Below are 18,217 nucleotides of genomic sequence, written 5' to 3' on the forward strand. Positions count from 1 at the left end.
CAGCCGTTCTTTTCACGATCAACGGCCCCTTTAGTAACTGGGCGCGGCACCTGACCGGTGTTGCGCCCTCTTTCGTACCGGGCGCGCCGCCTTTCCAAAAGTTCAGCCCGGAGCCAAGGCGCGGTAACACAGCGCGGCGCAGTGTGAATACGAGATTCGATGAAAGGGACATTTCATGAAGACGATCCTGCTTGCCACTGCGGCGATCACCCTGGCCGGAACAGCTGCTTGGGCGATTGACGACGACAACCGCCACACCCGCCTGCGCGTTACTGGCGACAGGGCCGCCGACGCCCCCGGGACCATGATTGAAATCCGCGGCGAGGATGGCGAACGCACCATCCACATCCAGGGCGATGCCCCCGCGACCCGCCTGACCGTCAACGGCCAGACCGTGGAAATCGATGGCAACAGCGTCATGATCGATGGCCAGCGGGTCGAGACCGAGGGTGCCGGCGTCATCATCGTCGAGGGCGACGAGATTCAGGTCCTGCGCGATGGCGATTTCAATCGCTTCGATGGCCGATTTACCCGTCACATGGCCGAGCGGGCCGAGCACACCGCGCGCATGGCCGAAGGCATGCATGATTTCCACTTTGAATTTGACTCCGAGGGGATGCGCACCGAGGTCCTCGACTCACTCACTGCCGCGCTCGCGGGGCTGGATTCAGAGACCTTCCGCGACGGCAATTCGAGCGACTGGGACGATATGTCTGAGGCCGAACGCCAGGAAGTCCGCGCCGCCCTCGAGGATGCGCGCGCGGAAATTCGCGAGGCCATGCGTGAAGTGCAAGTCGAACTCCGCGAGGCTCGCGACGAAGGGCGCCGGGTTCGCGTCGAGATGATGCACGAAGCCCGTCGCGATGAAGCCCGCGCCGAGCGCGATGAAGTGCGCAGCCACCGTGACCAGGCCCGTGCCGAACGCGATGCGGAGCGGGCCGTCCGCGACGAGATCCGGGCGGCGCGCGATGAAGCGCGCGAACTGGCCCGCGAAGCGCGCAACGAGGCCCGCATCGCGCGGCACAATGTGATGCGCTGGGAAACGACCGGCGATGGTGATGGGTACCAGGAGCAAAGCGTCCGCATCGAGCGCAATGATGACGGACGGCGCCAGGTCTGGGTTAATGGCGAGGAGCAGACCGGCGACAGCCTCGTTGACTGGCTCAACCGGATCGAGGCCGAGCGGCTCGCCGGCGGTCCCGCCGACCGCCACCGCGAACGGCGCATCGTGCGCTTCGACCGTGATGACGGCAGCAGCGACGAGGTCGATCTGACCGGGCGGCAGGTGATTGTCCTGCGCAGTGATGATGATGACGGCGCCCGCCGCGTGTTCGAATTCGAGTTCGAGACTGACGAGCTTGATGACGAGAAGTAGGCCGTCAGCCGCTCGCATTTTGATTTGTGACAAGGCCGGCGCAAGCCGGCCTTTCCGTCTGCGCCAGGCCGGAAATCGCCCAAAAAGGCGGGGCTGGCCAAAGCCAGCCCCGAAATTTGCGGTTGGTCGATAAAGGACGTTTCTCCCCGAAACGCCAAGGACTAGACGGTCAGGCCCGGTCCAGATGCGAGGTTGACGTAGACGTCATGTGAGGTCAAGTCCAGTCACCACGTTTTGCCACGCCCCTGATACTTATCAACAGTTCAGACGCTATTTCCGTCGCGTCTTGCCACAGTCCGGACCGCTTCGACCCAGGCGTCCGAAGCGACCGTAATCTGGGCCGGCTGCTCCTCGCGCCATTCGCGATTATCGCTGATTTCAGCCGCCAGCCGGGCGCCGAGCTTGAGATCCTTGATCGTCACCAGCCCCTGCTCGCGCTCGTCCGAACCGACAATGACGGCTGCAACAGCGCCGCGCCGGTCGGCATATTTCATCTGCTTGCCCATATTGCCGCCACCGGCAAAGGCCTCGGCGCGAAAACCCGCTGCGCGCAGCTCGGCCGCCATCGCCAGATAATGCGCTGACCGGTCCTTCTCGGCCGCAATCACGATCACGAGCGGACGCTCCTGCCCGGCACCCACCCGGCCCAGCGCCGAGAGCGCGGCGGCAAAACGGCTGACCCCGAAGGAGAATCCGGTCGCCGGCACAGCCTGGCCGGTGAAGCGCGAGACCAGGTCATCATAACGGCCACCGCCGCCGACAGAGCCAAACTGGATCGGCTTGCCATCATCATAATGCGCCGTCGCCAGCAATTCGGCCTCATAGACAGGCCCGGTGTAATAGCCCAGGCCGCGCACGACGGACGGATCAAACACGGCGCGGCTGTCGCCGACACCGATCGCGGACAGGACCGCGTCAATCTCGCCCAGCGCTGCCAGACCGAGACGCCCCGCCTGCGATTGCCCGACCAGCGGTTCGAGCCGGCCAATCACCTCACCGCGGCTGCCGCCACCGGAATCGAGGAAGGCGAGGATGGTTTCAATCCCCTTGGTGTCGAGGCCGGCCCCTTCGGTGAAGTCGCCGGATTCATCCTTGCGGCCGGCGCCGAGCAGATCGCAAACCCCGTCGCGGCCAAGCCGGTCGAGCTTGTCGGCGGCACGCAGCACACGCATGCGGCGCTCCGGTTCGGCGGCTCCGATCGTTTCCAGCACGCCATCGAGAATGCGCCGGTCATTGACGCGGATGAGGTATTCGCCGTCATCGAGGCCGACAGCGCGCATCACCTCGGCTGCCAGGGCGATCATTTCCGCGTCAGCCGCCGGTCCCGGGGCGCCGACCGTATCGGCATCGCACTGGACAAACTGGCGGAAACGGCCCGGGCCGGGTTTCTCATTGCGCCAGACATCGCCGGCCTGATAGCGGCGATAGGGCTTGTTCAGATCCTGGAAATTCTCGGCGACAAAACGCGCCAGCGGCGCGGTGTGGTCATAGCGCAGCGACAGCCACTGGCCGTCATCATCCTCGAGCGCGAACACGCCCTCATTGGGGCGTTCCTCGTCGGGGAGGAATTTGCCGAGCGCGTCGGCGAATTCGAAGGCCGGCGTCTGCAAGGGTTCAAAACCCCAATCGTCATAGACGCGGCTGGCGGTCTCGATCAGATGCCGTTCGGCGCGCAGAACCGATCCGCTGCGGTCTTCGAAACCGCGCGGGCGGCGGGCCTTGGGACGAAAGGGTTTCTTCGCGCTCATGGACGTCTCCGGCTTGATCAATCGGCAACCGGCCCCTGTAAAGCAGGCAATCGGCCGCGTGTCAGCGGTCTTCAATATCGGACCAGCCCCTGCGGACCAGTTTTTTCACCAGTTCGCAGCTGAACTGCGCGGCGATTCACCGGCAGTAAAACTCTTTCTGCCAAGCTGGCGCCTCATCGTTCGCCACCGGAAGCCGCGTCATGCGCCATCTCCTGCCTGCCCTCGCCTGCGCTTTGCTGGCCAGTTCCGCCGCCCTCGCCGGGCCCGGGTCCGACCTCGCCGACAGCGCGCGCAATATCGCCAGCCAGGCCCGGGAACGTGCTGACTATGCCGCCGCGCGGCCCGGCGCACCGGCGAGCCCGATCGATCTTGATGATCCGCTGCAATATGATCTCGACCAGTTCTCCGCCGATGCGATGCGGCTGAGCCGCGCCATCGACGAGGCCGGTGGGCCGATCGATCTGCGTTGCATTTTCCGCGGCATGTCCGGCGATGCCGCCAGCCGGCTCGAGGCCCTCAATGCCGCCGAGACCGCCGCCGACCAGGCCCGCGCCTATCGCGAGATTTCGGCCCTGATGCATGATGCCGCCGAGATCGCTCCGGCGGCCGATGGCGAGGCTCTGCCCGCCACGCTCGGCCCGCCAGCCAGCTGCCCGGCCTCGCGCGACTGAACCGGGCTAGCCCGCCGCTTCGGCCAGGGCCGTGACGACGATGTCGCGCGTCAGCACCGAGGGCAGCACCCGCGCCGGCCCGCCATCAGCGGGAAACACCAGATAGAGCGGAACACCGGCCTGGCCGTGCTCGGCGATCAGGGCCGCGATCTCGTCATTGCGATTGGTCCAGTCGGCGCGCATCTCCACCACACCGTATTGCTCGAAGGCATCGCGCACGGCCGGATCGCTGAGCGCGCCGAGCTTGTTGACCTGGCAGGTGACGCACCAGGCGGCGGTGACATCAATGAAGACCGGGCGCCCCTCGGCCCGCAATTCGGCGACGCGCTCGCGTGACCACGCCTCCTCGCCGCCCGACAGGGTCGGCGCATTGGTGGCGGCCGGCAGGCGGGCAATCGCCAGGGTCGCGGCCAGTCCGGTGAGCAAGGCGATTATCGCCACCAAGGTCCAGGCGAGATGCTTCTGTTTGCGCGCCCAGATCGCCAGCGACAGCGCCAGCAGGGCGATACCCAGCAGCAGCAGGCCGGTCGAACCGGACTGGATCACCAGCACCCAGCTCAACCAGATCACCGAGGCGAACATCGGGAAGGCGAGGAATTGCTTGAACTGTTCCATCCAGCGGCCCGGCTTGGGCATGAAGGCCTGCAGCGCCGGCACGAAACTGACCAGCACGAAGGGCGCGGCCAAACCGGCCCCCATCGCGGCCGAGACCAGCAGGACGATGATTGCCGGCTGGGTCAGTGCCAGCCCCAGCGCTCCGGCCGCCAGCGGCCCGACGCAGGGCGCGGCGACGATGACGGCGAGTACACCGGTGAAGAAGGCGCCGCGCGCGCCCGGCTGCTGGCTCAGCCCGCTGCCAACGCCCTGCAGGCTGGTGCCGATCTCGAACACGCCCAGCAGGTTGAGGCCGATCGCGAACAGCAGCAGCGTCAGCGCCGCCACAACGACGGGCACTTGCAGCTGGAAGCCCCAGCCGACCGGCAGTCCGAATTCGCGCAGTCCGACCAGCACGGCCGCCAGCGCGACAAAGCTCAGTATCACCCCGGCAAGGAAGAACAGCGCATGGCGCCGCGTCCGGTGTGGATGATCATGCGCGCCCTCGACGAATTGCAGCACCTTGATCGACAGGATCGGAAACACGCACGGCATGAGATTGAGGATCAGCCCGCCGCCAAAGGCGAGCAGGAGCAGGCCGATCAGGCCGGGCGCCACGGGCTGAACCGACGGAGCCGGAACGGTGCCAGTGCCTGCACCGGCAGCTGCAGCTGCAGCGGCAAGCGTCATCGCCGGGTCAGGACGGGCCTGGATTTCGACCGAGACTTCGCGCGCGCCGGCGCCGCTGCCGAGCGTGTAGCGCAGCACACCGCCGCGCAGGGTCCCGCTCTGCGGCTGCGGATTGAAACCCGGTGCCAGGATCAGCCGGGCCAGCCCGGCCTCGCGCTCGCTGCGCTGCCCGGCCGCATGCTGGATCAGCGCGCCGTCATGGGGAAAGAAGGTCAGATCGTGCCAGTCCGGCTCAGCGGCGGAAAAATCGCCGCCTTCCAGTTCCAGCACAATGGCGTTGGCGCCAAATCCGATCCGCGCCTCCAGCCCCTCGACCGGCTGCGGCACCGCATCGAGTGCAGCCTGGATATACCAATAGCCGTCGGTATCGCGTTGTGACTGCGCCGCGACCGGCAGGGTCAGCGACAGGGTGCGCTCTTCCGGCACGCAGATGATTTCACACACCAGCCAGCTGGCATGGCCGGTGACCACCAGCTCGCCGGCCGCAAAGCCGGCATCAAGCTCAACGGGAAAGGGCAGCACCACTTCGCCGTGATAGCCGTAATCCATGATGGTCTCGGCCAGCGGCATTTCTTCCGGCGCCGGCCATTCGATCTCACCGATGCTCACACCGGCCGGAACATCCCAGCGGACCTCGGTCGGCAGGCCGTTATCTCCGGGATTGCGCCAATAGGTGTGCCAGCCCTCGGGCATGACCTGACGCAGACCGATATGAAAACTCTCGCCCGGAGCCACGGCCGCCCGGTCCGACACCAGGCTGGCATCGACGATCGGTTCGTTATTGGCCCAGCCCGGTTGCGCCAGCGCTCCCGGTGTCTGCCCGGCAAGAAGTGCGAAGAGCGTGGCAAGACCGGCTAGGAGACGCATGAACAGACCTCGGGACAGGAATGGAAGCAGGAAACACCCGTGCCATATAGCCATGATTTGTCCAAGGTCGAAGCCCGCTCGCGCAATGGTGATCGCACACAAGCAAACGGCCGCGCCTTTCAGCGCGGCCGCAGCCATCACAATGATATGTGCAGAGCCTAGGCCTTGGCGGCCGGAGCGGCAGCTGCCTGTTGCTGCACGGAGACGCGGCGCATGATGCGCTCCCAGCGTTGCAGCGAGATCAGGTGGGCAGAAATCGCGAGCAGATCGCCATTCTTGTGCATCTCGACGAGCTTTTCCGTCGGCAGGTTGGCGAATTTCTCGTCAGAAACACCCCAGTATTCCGCGACCGTGATCGTGTTGTCCGGATTGTTCGGATCGGCCACGCGCACGTTTTTCTGCTCGAACAGGTCGAGCGCGGTGAGACGCTCGACAAAGCTTTCGGTGATCTTGGCGTCATTCTCGAACGCCGAGACGAATTCAACCGCCTTGCTGGTGTACTCGGTCGGCTCGCCCTCTTCGTTGAAGAAGGGCACGTCCGGGTCTTTCTTGACGACGAATGGCGCATCGACATCGACGCAGACGGTCGAAGGCTGATCCATCGGATTGGAAGCGCTCACGAACGGATAGCGGCGTACATAGGCCGGCACGTAGTGATCAGTATCAAACTGGCCGTCCGCGTTGACGAAGACGTTGGTGCCCTGACGCAGGCCCATCACCAGGACCGGCATTTTCTTGTCGCCCAGGAAGATGATCGGATAGCTGCCGCTGGCAACGGTGAACTCGCCGGCGATGGCGGGAACGAAGTGCCAATCCTTCAAGAAGCTGAAGGGCTGTGCGATCGATTTCACGCCATAGGTCTTGTGTTTTGTACGGTTGAGCGGCTCCACAGTCTTGTAGAGCGGGACCGTACCTGTGAGGCGTGCCTCGGTGGTTGGTGCGTCGGCCATTGTAGAAACCCTTCATTGCTTTCGGCGCTAGATAGCGGATATGCCCGATGGCGGCAACGCGGCCACGCAGGGACTGGAACCGGAAGGGTTTGCAAAAAAAATGCCGGACCCCGCAACCGGGATCCGGCATGCCCACTCGGAGGGCGAATGGTCTAGAAGCGGCGACCGAAGCCGATGCCGAGAATCACCGGGTCGATATCGACATCCGCTCCGATAGCGCCATCGATCAGCACGTCGGTATTGATGTCGACATATTTGACGTCGACGTTGAAAAACCAGTCATCCTGCAGTGCGAAGTCGATCCCGGCCTGGGCGGCAAAACCAAAGCTGTCATCATAACTGATGCTGGTCAGTGCCGAGCCACCGGGCAGGTCCTCGTTGAAGAAATGCGTGTAATTGACGCCGGCACCGAGATAGGGCCGCATCTGGCCGTCCGGGTTGAAATGGTATTGCAGCGTCAGTGTCGGTGGCAGCAGGGTGACATCGCCGAGATCGATATCACCGGCGATGGTGCCGACGGCCTGAACATCATGCGGTGTCACACCGAGGATGAGTTCAACGGCCCAGTTGTCCTGGACGAAATAGGTGATGTCCAATTCCGGCACGATCTGGTCGGAGATATCGACATCGCCGCCGACCGTGTCGATCGTGGCGCTTTCATTCGGCATCACGTCGATGGCGCGCACGCGGATCAGCCAGTCGCCGCTTTCGGCATGGGCCGGAGCTGCGGTGACAGCCAGTGACCCGAGAATGGTCGCGCAAAGCATAAGGTGTTTCATGAGGGAGCCCCTTCATCCATAAAAAATGTATGGCCTTTATCGATGATGTGACGGCCTTCGGGCAGTGTGCGTTTCGCCGCGCGTCAGCCTGTCGCACCGGGCAAAACACAAGGCGATCTGCGCCATACTGCCGGTCATGACCGATCCGGCGTAACTGGCGGGTGTGTTTTGTCCCGAACTGGGTTTAGATAGCCTGACCATGCACGCTGATTCCACGCTCACCGCCCTTGAGGCCGCCGAAACGCTCTGTTCCCAGCGCGGCGAACGGCTGACACCGATGCGCCGACGCGTGCTGGAACTGGTGCTGACAGCCGATGGCCCGGTGAAAGCCTATGATTTGCTTGAGGCACTGAAGCCCGGCGCCGGCTCTGCCAAACCACCGACCGTCTATCGCGCGCTCGATTTCCTGATGGGCCTGGGTCTGGTGCACAAGGTCGAGGCCTTGAACGCCTTTGTCGGCTGCACCACGATTCACACCCATCCCGATGGTTGCGCCGAGCTGTTTATCTGCAGCCATTGCGGCGCGGTCGAGGAACGCCATGGCGCCCCGGTCAGCACCAACCGGCCGGCGGGGTTCACGATCGAACGTTCGGTGATCGAGCATTTCGGGCATTGCAGCAAATGCCAGCACTGACAGGATCGCTCGATGATTGAGATCTGGCGCGGCAATGCCAATGCCTGGGAGTGCGACGAACTCGGGCATATGAATGTGAAATTCTATCTGGCCAAGGCCAGCGAGGCGCTTGGCGGCCTTGCGGCGCAGACCGGCCTGAAGAACATCCACCGCGCCGACGCCAACGCGACCCTGCTGCCCACATCCATTCATGTCCGTTTTCTCGCCGAAGCGCGCCCGGGTGCGCCGCTGCTGATCGAAGGCGGCTGGACGGGCATCAGCGAGACCGGATGCTCGGCCGTACTGGTCATGCGCCATGGCGGAACCGGCAAGCCGGCCGCGAGTTTTCGCATCGATCTCGATCATGTCTCGCCGCGCGATGGCCGCGCCTTCTCCTGGCCGAGCCATTTCCCCGACCGGCTCCGGGCCCACAGCGTGACCGTGCCCGACTTCGCCCGGCCGCGCGGCCTCTCCGGGGCCGCGCCCGGCACGAAGACCGCCAGCCTCGGGCGCGCCGACGCCCTCGGGCTGGCCCATGTCGGGCTCGGCCGCATCACCCCGGATGAAGTCGATGTCTTCGGTCGCATGCGCACCGAAGTCCTGCTCGGGCGCATTTCCAACTCGGTGGTGAATTTCAAACAGGCCTTCCCCGAAGAGTGGGCCTTCCACCAGGGACAGGCCGAGGGCGAGATCGGGTCCGCCCTGCTGGAATGCCGCATCCTGCCCCGGCGCTGGCCGCGAGCCGGCGACGGCTATGTCGTGCGCTCGGGCCTGACATCCTTCGGGCCGAAAGTGCGCAATATCGTGCACTGGGTCCTCGATCCGGCAAGCGGCCGGCCCTGGTGGACCATGGAAGGCATCGCCGCACCGATGGATCTCGAGGCGCGCAAGATTCTCGACCTGGCGCCCGGACTTCGTCCGGACCTGGACGCGGCCTGCATTGCCGGTCTTGAGCCCTGAGGCGTCGTGTCAATTTCGACACACTCGTGGTGTAGAAGCGACAAATCCTCTCTCCGCACCTTGCCCGCCGCGGCAGGCCCGGTGTAACCACCCCGCCACGGACCAATCGGCACATTGGAGCAGACCCATGAGCACATCCATCTGACCATAGAAGGCGGCAGAACGTGCCCCCTTCCCGTGCGACCACCCCGCGCCTGCATCCAGGCCCGGCCCGCGCGGATTCGCTGACGTTCACCCGCCACAGGTTTGATGAATTGCTTTCATGAGGACGGACCGCCCGGTCCGAGCTGCCATGTCCATTGCCGATACCGAAACTCCCACCGATCGCACGTTGAGCAATCTGCAGGTGCTGGCCTATTTGCGCCGCCAATGGATGCGGCGGCCCTGGCTGCTGTCCGGCATGATTGTCTTCATGGTGCTGGCGACGGTTGCCGAGGTCTATATCCCGGTGGCCGCCGGCCATCTGATCGACGCGCTCGCCGCCGGTCCGGAAACCGGCCAGCCCTGGCCCGCCTTTGCGCTCTATCTCGGCACCGCCGTGACCTATTATTTCGTGCGCCAGATGGCCTCGCGCTGCGAGGTGCCCTTCTCGTCGGCGAACATGGCGGATCTGACAACAGATGCCTTTGCCAGGGTGCAGCGCTTCTCGCTCGACTGGCACGCCAACACCTTTGCCGGCTCGGTCGTGCGCAAGATCACGCGCGGAATGTGGGCCTATGACACCATCACCGTGAACATCTTTCTCGGCATCGCCCCCTCGCTCGGCGTCATGCTCGGCGTCGCCGGGGTGATGGCGGTGCGCTGGCCCTTGGTCGGCGGTGTCGTGCTGGTGGTGATGGCGATCTTCATCGCCTCATCCCTGATGCTGAGCCGCTATTATATCCGGCCGCAGAACATGCGCTCCAACGCGCTCGATTCCCAGATCGGCGGCGCCCTCGCCGATGCGGTCGGCGGCATTGCGACCGTCAAGAGCTTCGGCGCCGAGACGCGCGAGGATGCGCGCTTTCACGAACTGACCTGGCGTTGGCGCAACGAGACCAAAAAGACCTGGCTGCGCTTCGTCAATTCCTGGCTGGTCAATATCGCCACCGACCTGTCGATGCAGGCCGGACTGGTCGGCCTGCTGGTCTGGCAATGGTCGCGCGGTGCGGCGACGGCCGGCGATGTCGTCGCGGCGCTGGCCTCCTACATGCTGGTGTCCGGCTATATGCGCCGCTTTGGCGAGCAGGTGCAGGCGATCCAGCGCTCGATGGACGAGTTGCAGGATCTCGCCGTGTTCGACCTGCAGGAACGCACGGTCAAGGATGCGCCCGATGCGCGCGACTTCCGGCCCGGTGCCGGCGCGATCCGTTTTGACCGGGTCGGCTTCACCTATGAGGGCCAGACCCGTCCGCTTTACCGCGACTTCTCGCTCGCCATCGAGCCGGGCGAGAAGGTGGCGCTGGTCGGGGCGACCGGCTCGGGCAAGTCGACCTTCGTCAAGCTGGTGCAGCGCCTGTACGACGTCAATGAAGGCGCCGTCGAGATTGACGGCCAGGATGTGCGCGATGTGGCCCAGGCCAGCCTGCGCCAGAATGTGGCCCTGGTGCCGCAGGACCCGGCGCTGTTCCACCGTACGATCGCCGAGAATATCGCCTTCGGCTGCCCCGGCGCCAGCGAGGCGGAGATTATCGCCGCAGCAAAGGCTGCGCATGCCCACGCCTTCATCGAACGGTTGCCGATGGGCTATCAGACCCTGGTCGGCGAGCGCGGGGTCAAGCTGTCGGGCGGCGAGCGCCAGCGCGTTGCGATCGCCCGCGCCATCCTCGCCGATGCGCCGATCCTGATTCTCGACGAGGCCACCTCCAGTCTCGACAATGAGACCGAACGCGATGTGAAGCTGGCGATGGAAGCGGTGATGCAGGATCGCACCACGATCATCATCGCCCACCGGCTCTCGACCATCCGCGATGCCGACCGCATACTGGTGTTCGACCAGGGCCGCATTGTCGAACAGGGCAGCCATGACGAACTGGCCAGCCGGGATGATGGCACCTATGCGCGCCTCGCCTCACTGGCAGCGGGATAGGACCGGTCGCGGGACAAGACGGAACGCCGCGCGCTTCACACCAGCTTGACTGGCGCTGAGGGGCGCGGCGTGCTTGTCTCGTGCCGACAATTGTTTCGAGGTCATTATGCGTCTACTTGCCAGCCTGCTTGCCCTGCTCCTGATCGCGCCGCCGGTCTTCGCCGAAGACCACGCGCCTGCCGCCTTCGACCAGAATTATTCGGCGATGGCCGAGGTCGATGCCGCCCTAGAAGAGGCGCTGGCGCAGGACAGGCGCCTGCTGCTCGTGTTCGGGGCCAACTGGTGTCATGACAGCCGCGGCTTGGTCGGGCATTTCCAGGACCCGGAGCTGGCCGCAACCCTGCGCGATCATTATGTGACGCGCTTCATCGATGTCGGCTGGCGCGACCAGAACCAGGACGTGATCCGCCGCTTCGGCGTCGCAGCGCTCTATGCCACGCCAATGGTGATGATTATCGATCCCGCCGACGAGACCCTGCTCAATCGCGATGAACGCGAAGCCTGGGGCAGCGCCGCCTCGACCCCGGTTGACCGAGCCCGTGCCTATTTCGCGCGCTGGGCCGGCGATATTCCCGTCGCCGGCGGCGTGGTCGAATCCTCCCTGGTCTACCAGGCGATGATGATCGAGATCGACCTGTTCGAGGAAGAGGAAGGAGCGCGTCTGGCCCGGGCCTATCTCGATGATGGCCGCTGGCGAGCCCGGCCTGCGGACGAGCGGCCGGAGGATTTTACCGCCCGCGCTGAAGAGATTGATGAATGGCGCCGCCACCTGCCGCGCCAGGTGGCGCAACTGCGCACTTCAGCCCGCTCAATGGTGACCGACGCCCTGACCGAACTGGCCGGCGACGGACCGGTCTCGGGCGAGACCGTCGCGGTGTTCGACCATCAGAACCCCGACCTCCATCTCGACTTTCAACCGCATGAGAGCGCCCGCTGGTAGTTGTGGCCAACGGCGATACGACCGGCACCCGGGTGCGGGCGCGTAGCCCTGTATGGCCACGCGCCGCGCTATCCGGAGGGCCGGGTCACCCTCTAGTGGCGCCGCGGATGGCCGCGATAAGAGTCGCGATGATTGCGTGAGCGTGCTGTGCCGCGTGGATAGTCGATCACGACATCAACGCGGTAGGCCGCGCCATGGCGGTTGCGGGCATAATAGCCGCCGGAGCGATCGCGATAGACCGTCAGCGGCGGCGCGACACGATGCAGGGCAATGCGCTCATAGCGATCGGGGGCATAGCGCCAGGCATGCGCCGGACAGCTGATGACCTGGCGGTCGCGATAGTCTTCACGCACATCGCCGCGACCGGTATTGCGGCGGGCATCGGCACGATCCTCACGCAGATCCGGGCAGGACGCGGCATTGACATGCCAAGTGCCGGCACTGGCGACGCCCGGCAGGGCGGCCATGCCGGCGAAGGCGAGGATGGCGGCGGCGGCGATCTTGATACGGGCTTTCATGGCGCTTTCCTGTAGCTGCAAACTCTTCTGAGCGCCCATTGCACCAAAGCCCGGCTGAAACGTCCTTGAATGCGCCGTTCAGCTGCCAGTCATCTCGATGAACGATAGAATGCTGGCTCAGGCTTGGTGCGGACGGGGAATTGCGCGATAAGCGGCCAGGCAATGGGGACGGGAGTTTGATTTGATGCGTACAGGTCTGATCGCGGCACTGGCCGCCATTTTGTGTGTCTCTGCCGGCCAGGCCGATGAACCGGCCCTCGCCGGTGGTCCCGCCGAAACCCTGTCCAGTCGCGAGATTTCGCGCTGGCTGCACCGGATCCAGAAGCCGCAACGCCCTGGCGATGTCTCCACCTCCAGCTATCGCGGCACCGACACCTGCCGCTGGGCCAATGATGGCGAATGCGACGATCCGGGCATCGGCACCGGCGCCTGTGACCAGGGCACGGATTATTCCGACTGCTGGCGCATTGCCGACGGCGTCGAGGATGACAGCTGCCAGTGGGCCAATGACGGCGAATGCGATGAGCCCGGTTTCGGCACCGGCGCCTGCACCCAGGCCACCGACCTTTCCGATTGCGGCGCCATCATCAATCTTCGCTTCCGCAATGACAGCTGCGACACCGCCTTCGACGGCGTCTGCAACGAGCCGGGCACCGGCGATGGCCGATGCGACGCGCGCACCGACCGCGCTGACTGCTATGGCCGCGAGCGCCCCCTGACGATCAATGATCACTATTTCGGGCGTGACGACCGCGTCTTCATGGACACCACCGCCACCCCCTGGAATGTCGTCGGCCAGATTGATCTCGACAGCGGCGGCGCCTGCACGGCAACACTGATCGCCGACGATGTCCTGATCACCGCCTCGCATTGCATCAATGAGGACGGCGTCACCGATGCCAGTGCCGTCTTCCGCACCGCCTATGGACGCCGCGGCGGCCCTCTGGAAGCGCGCGTCACCGGCTATCTGATTGATCCGCGCTGGGACGAGGAACGCTTCAGCAATGGCAATGATCTCGATGGTACCGACTGGGCCCTGCTGCGCATCGACCGTCCGCTCGGCGCCGAGCTTGGCCATGTCGGGGTTCGCGGCCTGGTCCAGAATGAAGGCCATCGCGGCGCCATGCGCGCTGATCTCTACCAGGCGGGTTATAGCTGGGATACCGGCGCGCATCTGTCGGGCAATATCGGCTGCCACATGACCGAGGTCTTCAACGACAACACCATGGCGCATAATTGCGACACGACCCGCGGCGATAGCGGCTCCCCCTTCATGGTGCGCGAGGGCAATCAGTATTTCGTCGTCGGCACCGACTCGAATTTCCGCTCCAATCCGGGCGGACCGATGATCTATATCGCGGTGCGTTCGGAAGCCTGGCTGCAGTATTACGACGATTTCGTCGCCGGCCGGATCGGCACGGGCGGCACCAGTGCGCAGCCGATCGGCAAGCCGGTCAAGTAATCAGAAAACCCGGCAATCACGGCTCTGGCGCATAAAGCTCTGCCAGCGCCTCGGCCAGGGCCAGCCGCCAGGCGGCAATATCGTGGCCGCCGGGATAGATGCGGTAGGTGGTCGGATAGCCCGCCGCGCCGAGCGCTTCGGCCATATTGCGGTTGGCATCAAGCATGACATGGCCCTGGTTGGTCGAGGTGACGACATGTTCCAGCGAGCCGGCAGCGAGCAGGAAGCGCGGCGCCTGCTCCGGTGCCCCGGCCAGCTGGCGCGCCAGCCATTCCGGCGCTTCATCCGGCGGCGCCCAGTAGAATGACCCCGACAGCGACACCACGGCACCAATCGCGTCCGGCCGCGTCAGACCCGTGATCGCTGCCGACAGCCCGCGCCGCGACGCCCCGCCAATCAGCACATCCTCGCGCGCCAGACGCCAGCCGAACTCGGCCCGCAGCCAGGGCAAGAGCTCATCGGCGATGAAGCGGGCTTGGTCGGCATAGCGGGCCTGTCCGCTGCTTGTATCGAGCTGGTCGATCAGCACGACATGCATCGGCGGGATGCGGCCGGCCGCGACGAGATTGTGCACGATCTCCCGCGCCGGCGCCCGTTCGCCCCAGTTGAAGGCATCATACAGGATCAGCACCGGTGCATTGGCATCACCCGCCGCGGCGGGCTGGATATCCAGCGTGACCGGCCGCGCCAGCGCTTCGCTGTCGATCATCCGGACCTGATGGTCGCCCAGCCGTCCTGGCGATACCGGCAGCAAGGGCGACAGATCGCCGACCCGGTCCAGGGTCAGCAAGGCCTCGGCCGCGCCGCCGCGCAGACGCCGCCGATTGCCCGGATCGGTGACGCGCCCGGTGCCGTTCGGCCCGGTGACCAGAAAGCTGTAGCTGGCCTGCACATCGCGCGGCACATCCAGCGTCAGACGCCAGATCCGGCTATCGGCGATGCGCTGCATCGGCAGGGCGAAGTCGCGATTGAAATCCTCGACCGGCCAGTCGACGCGCACCGCATTGATGACGCTGTTGAGCCTCACCTCGGTGACATCACCACCGGCCTTGTAGAGAAAGGTGACCCGCGAACGCGCCGCATCGCCGGCGATCGGCTCGATGCGCGGCAGGCCGCTACGGCTCAGCTGCGTCCAGGCCTGTTCAACGGCACCGGGCTGGACCGTCAGCAGCGTCTCGATCTCGGCGAGACTGACGGCAGCGCCCGTGGCCGGCGCGTCATCCGCTGCGGCGGTGGCCAGCACCAGGGCGAGCAGAACCGGCATTGCCGTCATGAATTTACCCCTTTGCCGGTTTCGGCCCACAGTCTAGCCTGCGACGCAATCAGGGGGGAAGACCATGGCTGCCACACCGATCACCATCGCCAGCGACCGCGTCTCGCGGCTGATCCTGCTCGTCGCCCTGTTGCTGGGCGCGATCTATCTGTTCGATGATTTCGGTCTAGGCACTCCCTATCCGGTCAATGTCGTCGTCAAGGCCGGCGGCGTGGTCCTGCTCGGGATTTATGCCCTGAAACAGGGCCGGCTCTGGCTCGGGCTCGGCCTGCTCGCCGGATCCGCCGGCGATGCCTTTCTGGCGCTGCAGCCGACCCAGCAGGCGCTCGGCATTCTCGCCTTCGGGATCGGTCATCTGATCTATATCGGTCTGTTCGCCGACCAGCTGCGCCGCGAGGGCAATCGCGGCCTGCCCGGCTATCTGGCGACCGGCATCATGGTGGTGTTCGGGGTGGTGATGCTGGTGGCGCTGCAGCCGCATTTCGGCGAGCTGCGCGTGGCGGCCAGTATCTATAACGGCATTATCCTGGTGATGGTGGCGCTGGCCCTGATCGGCCGGGCGCCCAAGCTGGCCGTGATCGGGGCGCTGTTATTCCTGGTCTCGGATGCGGTGCTGGCCTGGCGCATGTTTGCCGGCATGCTCGACTGGGCCGGACCCGTGGTCTGGGTGTGCTATTTCGGTGGCCAGGCCTGTATCGCCCTGGGCCTGAGCCATCCCGAAGACAGCGCCCGGAGCTGATCCGGACGCTGCTTCGCAAGACTGTGATCAGGCGTCGGCCATCAGACCCTGTTCGGCCGCCATTTCCTTCATCGCCTTTTGCAGCTTCTCGAAGGCACGGACCTCGATCTGCCGGATGCGCTCGCGGCTGACGCCGAAATGCGCCGCCAGTTCTTCCAGCGTCTCCGGCTCTTCCGACAGACGGCGCTTCTGCAGGATGTGCTGTTCGCGCTCATTGAGCTCGCCCATCGCCGATTGCAGCAATTGCATACGGGTGTCGAACTCGTCGCTCTCGACCAGCTCGTCTTCCTGGCTCTCGGCATTGTCGTCGGCGAGCCAGTCCTGCCACTGGCCCTCGCCCTCGGTGCCGCGCAGCGGCGCGTTGAGCGAGGCATCGGGGCCGGACATGCGGCCATTCATCGACATCACCTCATCGGTGGTGACTCCAAGCTTGGTCGCGATCGCCTGCGCCTGTTCCGGATTGAGATCATTCTCGTCGATCGCCTGCATCTGGCTTTTCATCCGGCGCAGGTTGAAGAACAGCTTCTTCTGGGCCGCGGTCGTGCCCATCTTGACCAGCGACCAGGAGCGCAACACGTATTCCTGGATGGAGGCACGGATCCACCACATCGCATAGGTGGCGAGGCGGAAGCCCTTTTCCGGGTCGAATTTCTTGACGGCCTGCATCAGGCCGACATTGCCTTCGGAGATCACTTCGGCAATCGGCAGGCCATAGCCGCGATAGCCCATGGCGATCTTGGCCACGAGACGCAAATGCGAGGTGACGAGCTTTTCCGCGGCGCCGGCATCTTCATGCTCGCGCCAGCGCTTGCCGAGCATGAATTCCTCATCCTTCTCGAGCATGGGGAAGCGGCGAATCTCGGCGAGATAGCGCGACAGCCCCTGTTCGGGAGACAGCGAGATTGACAGTGCATTGGCCATGATTTTCCCTATCCCTGCTGGGAAAACGGCACCCTTGTACAAGGCGCCCTTTCCCCGGTCCGAACCCTATCTAGGGAGCCGGACATGCGATTGCGAGTGTATCACAACCCTGTGACCGCCATTGATGGGCATATTGACGCGCATGGCGGGTATTCACGGATGAGGCGGACTCTGGCCTACCCGTCCTCCTCCGGCGCGAAGACCAGCCGCAGGGCCTGCAGGGCAGCCGGATTATAGATGGTGTGGTGATGCTCATCATGCATCGGCTGATACCACCAAGTGAGATCGTCCGGTGCACCGGTGTCAAGCGCGGCGACGAGACGATCCATGCCGGTCTGCATGTCCTCGCCTTCATCGGCGATGGTCAGGAAGAGTGAGTGACCGCCGAAACCGCCCGCAGCCAGCAGGTCGGCGGCCTCATGGCTCAGGCCTTCGGAGCGCCACCAGAGCGAGGGGCTGACGGCGATATAATGATCGAAACTGTCCGGCGCGCGCAGGAAGGTCTCGGTGATGAAGAGGCCGGCCATGCTCTCGCCGATGATCGCGTCCTCGCCAGAGGTGCGGTAACGCGCCTCGATCCAGGGTCTGACCTCATCAAGCAGGTGGCTGCGGAAATCGGCGGCGCCGCCATTCTCCGGCAGCCAGCGCAAGTCCTCGGCCAGATCGGACGGCGCCGTGAGCTCGACATAGCGGTTCTCGGTCTGCACCCCGACCAGGATGAATTCCCGGTATTGCATCGACAGGCTGCCCAGCGCCGCCAACCCGGCCATCGGGATGAAGTCCTGCTGCGCGCCGCCATCGACGAGATAGAGCACCGGATAGCTGCGCGTGCCGTCGCCATAGCTCCAGGGCAGGGAAACCGTGATGGTGCGGTTGCCGTCATAGATCCCGGAATCCAGGACGATTTCCTCTCCAACGATGATCGGGGTTTGCGTCCCCGGCTCCGGCGCGGCGTCTGGCTGACAGGCGGCCAGAGTGAGGGCTGCCGCAGCGAGGCCGAGAAGTCGGGCAAAGGGTTTCAGGCGCATCGAAAATCTCCGGCCAATGGG

General features: G+C 64.9%; 16 protein-coding genes. 8 read left to right on the plus strand and 8 right to left on the minus strand.

The features are described 5' to 3' along the window. The first annotated feature begins 175 nt into the window (after positions 1-175). On the plus strand, positions 176-1,375 hold the full coding sequence (locus tag ACN0YL_RS03065; RefSeq protein ID WP_417496987.1) for a hypothetical protein: 1,200 nt from the start codon (positions 176-178) through the stop codon (positions 1,373-1,375). A gap of 263 nt (positions 1,376-1,638) precedes the next feature. Here ACN0YL_RS03065 and hisS read toward each other — a convergent pair whose 3' ends face one another. Beyond that, entirely contained in the window at positions 1,639-3,123 is a 1,485-nt protein-coding gene (hisS, locus tag ACN0YL_RS03070) for a histidine--tRNA ligase (protein ID WP_417496988.1), read from the minus strand. A 200-nt stretch (positions 3,124-3,323) separates the two neighbouring features. Between hisS and ACN0YL_RS03075 the strand changes: the two genes are divergently transcribed. Beyond that, a complete protein-coding gene (locus ACN0YL_RS03075; protein ID WP_417496989.1) occupies positions 3,324-3,794 on the plus strand; it encodes a hypothetical protein in 471 nt (156 codons plus the stop codon). A 6-nt stretch (positions 3,795-3,800) separates the two neighbouring features. Here ACN0YL_RS03075 and ACN0YL_RS03080 read toward each other — a convergent pair whose 3' ends face one another. The 3 genes from ACN0YL_RS03080 to ACN0YL_RS03090 form a co-directional block, all read right to left on the minus strand. Next, positions 3,801-5,945: a protein-disulfide reductase DsbD family protein gene (locus ACN0YL_RS03080; protein WP_417496990.1), complete on the minus strand. Its 2,145-nt coding sequence runs from the start codon at positions 5,943-5,945 to the stop codon at positions 3,801-3,803. Between the two features lie 158 nt (positions 5,946-6,103). Beyond that, entirely contained in the window at positions 6,104-6,895 is a 792-nt protein-coding gene (locus tag ACN0YL_RS03085) for a SapC family protein (protein WP_417492520.1), read from the minus strand. Positions 6,896-7,047: 152 nt separating this feature from the next. Continuing rightward, positions 7,048-7,674 (minus strand): OmpW/AlkL family protein, encoded by a 627-nt coding sequence (locus tag ACN0YL_RS03090; protein ID WP_417492521.1) that lies wholly within the window; start codon positions 7,672-7,674, stop codon positions 7,048-7,050. A 199-nt stretch (positions 7,675-7,873) separates the two neighbouring features. Between ACN0YL_RS03090 and ACN0YL_RS03095 the strand changes: the two genes are divergently transcribed. From ACN0YL_RS03095 to ACN0YL_RS03110, 4 genes are all read left to right on the plus strand, one after another. After that, on the plus strand, positions 7,874-8,308 hold the full coding sequence (locus tag ACN0YL_RS03095; protein WP_417492522.1) for a transcriptional repressor: 435 nt from the start codon (positions 7,874-7,876) through the stop codon (positions 8,306-8,308). Positions 8,309-8,320: 12 nt separating this feature from the next. After that, a complete protein-coding gene (locus ACN0YL_RS03100) occupies positions 8,321-9,247 on the plus strand; it encodes a thioesterase family protein (RefSeq protein ID WP_417492523.1) in 927 nt (308 codons plus the stop codon). Between the two features lie 292 nt (positions 9,248-9,539). Then, positions 9,540-11,315: an ABC transporter ATP-binding protein gene (locus ACN0YL_RS03105; protein WP_417496991.1), complete on the plus strand. Its 1,776-nt coding sequence runs from the start codon at positions 9,540-9,542 to the stop codon at positions 11,313-11,315. A 106-nt stretch (positions 11,316-11,421) separates the two neighbouring features. Further along, positions 11,422-12,255: a thioredoxin family protein gene (locus ACN0YL_RS03110; protein WP_417492525.1), complete on the plus strand. Its 834-nt coding sequence runs from the start codon at positions 11,422-11,424 to the stop codon at positions 12,253-12,255. Positions 12,256-12,347: 92 nt separating this feature from the next. Here the strand turns inward: ACN0YL_RS03110 and ACN0YL_RS03115 are convergent, their stop codons facing one another. Next, on the minus strand, positions 12,348-12,773 hold the full coding sequence (locus tag ACN0YL_RS03115; RefSeq protein WP_417492526.1) for a hypothetical protein: 426 nt from the start codon (positions 12,771-12,773) through the stop codon (positions 12,348-12,350). Positions 12,774-12,957: 184 nt separating this feature from the next. On the opposite strand from ACN0YL_RS03115, the gene ACN0YL_RS03120 reads away from it, so the two are divergent. Continuing rightward, the gene (locus ACN0YL_RS03120) at positions 12,958-14,235 is read left to right on the plus strand and encodes a trypsin-like serine peptidase (protein WP_417496992.1); all 1,278 of its coding nucleotides are present in this window, start codon (positions 12,958-12,960) and stop codon (positions 14,233-14,235) included. A 16-nt stretch (positions 14,236-14,251) separates the two neighbouring features. Here the strand turns inward: ACN0YL_RS03120 and ACN0YL_RS03125 are convergent, their stop codons facing one another. Next, positions 14,252-15,508 (minus strand): alpha/beta hydrolase, encoded by a 1,257-nt coding sequence (locus ACN0YL_RS03125; protein ID WP_417496993.1) that lies wholly within the window; start codon positions 15,506-15,508, stop codon positions 14,252-14,254. 64 nt (positions 15,509-15,572) lie between these two features. Between ACN0YL_RS03125 and ACN0YL_RS03130 the strand changes: the two genes are divergently transcribed. Beyond that, positions 15,573-16,247, plus strand: coding sequence for a lysoplasmalogenase (locus ACN0YL_RS03130; RefSeq protein WP_417496994.1), 675 nt, complete (start codon positions 15,573-15,575; stop codon positions 16,245-16,247). 27 nt (positions 16,248-16,274) lie between these two features. Here ACN0YL_RS03130 and rpoH read toward each other — a convergent pair whose 3' ends face one another. Both rpoH and ACN0YL_RS03140 read right to left on the minus strand, forming a co-directional pair. Continuing rightward, positions 16,275-17,168: an RNA polymerase sigma factor RpoH gene (rpoH, locus tag ACN0YL_RS03135; protein WP_417470937.1), complete on the minus strand. Its 894-nt coding sequence runs from the start codon at positions 17,166-17,168 to the stop codon at positions 16,275-16,277. Positions 17,169-17,344: 176 nt separating this feature from the next. Continuing rightward, positions 17,345-18,196, minus strand: coding sequence for an alpha/beta hydrolase (locus tag ACN0YL_RS03140; protein ID WP_417492530.1), 852 nt, complete (start codon positions 18,194-18,196; stop codon positions 17,345-17,347). Positions 18,197-18,217: the final 21 nt, after the last annotated feature.

Origin of the sequence: Maricaulis sp., from assembly GCF_048269565.1 — a bacterium.
GTDB lineage: Bacteria > Pseudomonadota > Alphaproteobacteria > Caulobacterales > Maricaulaceae > Maricaulis.

Coding starts and splice junctions, on each gene's coding strand:
- ACN0YL_RS03115 (WP_417492526.1), bottom strand. CDS start 12,773: ATGAAAGCCCGTATCAAGATCGCCGCCGCCGCCATCCTCGCCTTCGCC.
- hisS (WP_417496988.1), bottom strand. CDS start 3,123: ATGAGCGCGAAGAAACCCTTTCGTCCCAAGGCCCGCCGCCCGCGCGGT.
- ACN0YL_RS03080 (WP_417496990.1), bottom strand. CDS start 5,945: ATGCGTCTCCTAGCCGGTCTTGCCACGCTCTTCGCACTTCTTGCCGGG.
- ACN0YL_RS03105 (WP_417496991.1), top strand. CDS start 9,540: ATGTCCATTGCCGATACCGAAACTCCCACCGATCGCACGTTGAGCAAT.
- ACN0YL_RS03130 (WP_417496994.1), top strand. CDS start 15,573: ATGGCTGCCACACCGATCACCATCGCCAGCGACCGCGTCTCGCGGCTG.
- ACN0YL_RS03110 (WP_417492525.1), top strand. CDS start 11,422: ATGCGTCTACTTGCCAGCCTGCTTGCCCTGCTCCTGATCGCGCCGCCG.
- ACN0YL_RS03065 (WP_417496987.1), top strand. CDS start 176: ATGAAGACGATCCTGCTTGCCACTGCGGCGATCACCCTGGCCGGAACA.
- rpoH (WP_417470937.1), bottom strand. CDS start 17,168: ATGGCCAATGCACTGTCAATCTCGCTGTCTCCCGAACAGGGGCTGTCG.
- ACN0YL_RS03120 (WP_417496992.1), top strand. CDS start 12,958: ATGCGTACAGGTCTGATCGCGGCACTGGCCGCCATTTTGTGTGTCTCT.
- ACN0YL_RS03090 (WP_417492521.1), bottom strand. CDS start 7,674: ATGAAACACCTTATGCTTTGCGCGACCATTCTCGGGTCACTGGCTGTC.
- ACN0YL_RS03075 (WP_417496989.1), top strand. CDS start 3,324: ATGCGCCATCTCCTGCCTGCCCTCGCCTGCGCTTTGCTGGCCAGTTCC.
- ACN0YL_RS03095 (WP_417492522.1), top strand. CDS start 7,874: ATGCACGCTGATTCCACGCTCACCGCCCTTGAGGCCGCCGAAACGCTC.
- ACN0YL_RS03125 (WP_417496993.1), bottom strand. CDS start 15,508: ATGACGGCAATGCCGGTTCTGCTCGCCCTGGTGCTGGCCACCGCCGCA.
- ACN0YL_RS03100 (WP_417492523.1), top strand. CDS start 8,321: ATGATTGAGATCTGGCGCGGCAATGCCAATGCCTGGGAGTGCGACGAA.
- ACN0YL_RS03140 (WP_417492530.1), bottom strand. CDS start 18,196: ATGCGCCTGAAACCCTTTGCCCGACTTCTCGGCCTCGCTGCGGCAGCC.
- ACN0YL_RS03085 (WP_417492520.1), bottom strand. CDS start 6,895: ATGGCCGACGCACCAACCACCGAGGCACGCCTCACAGGTACGGTCCCG.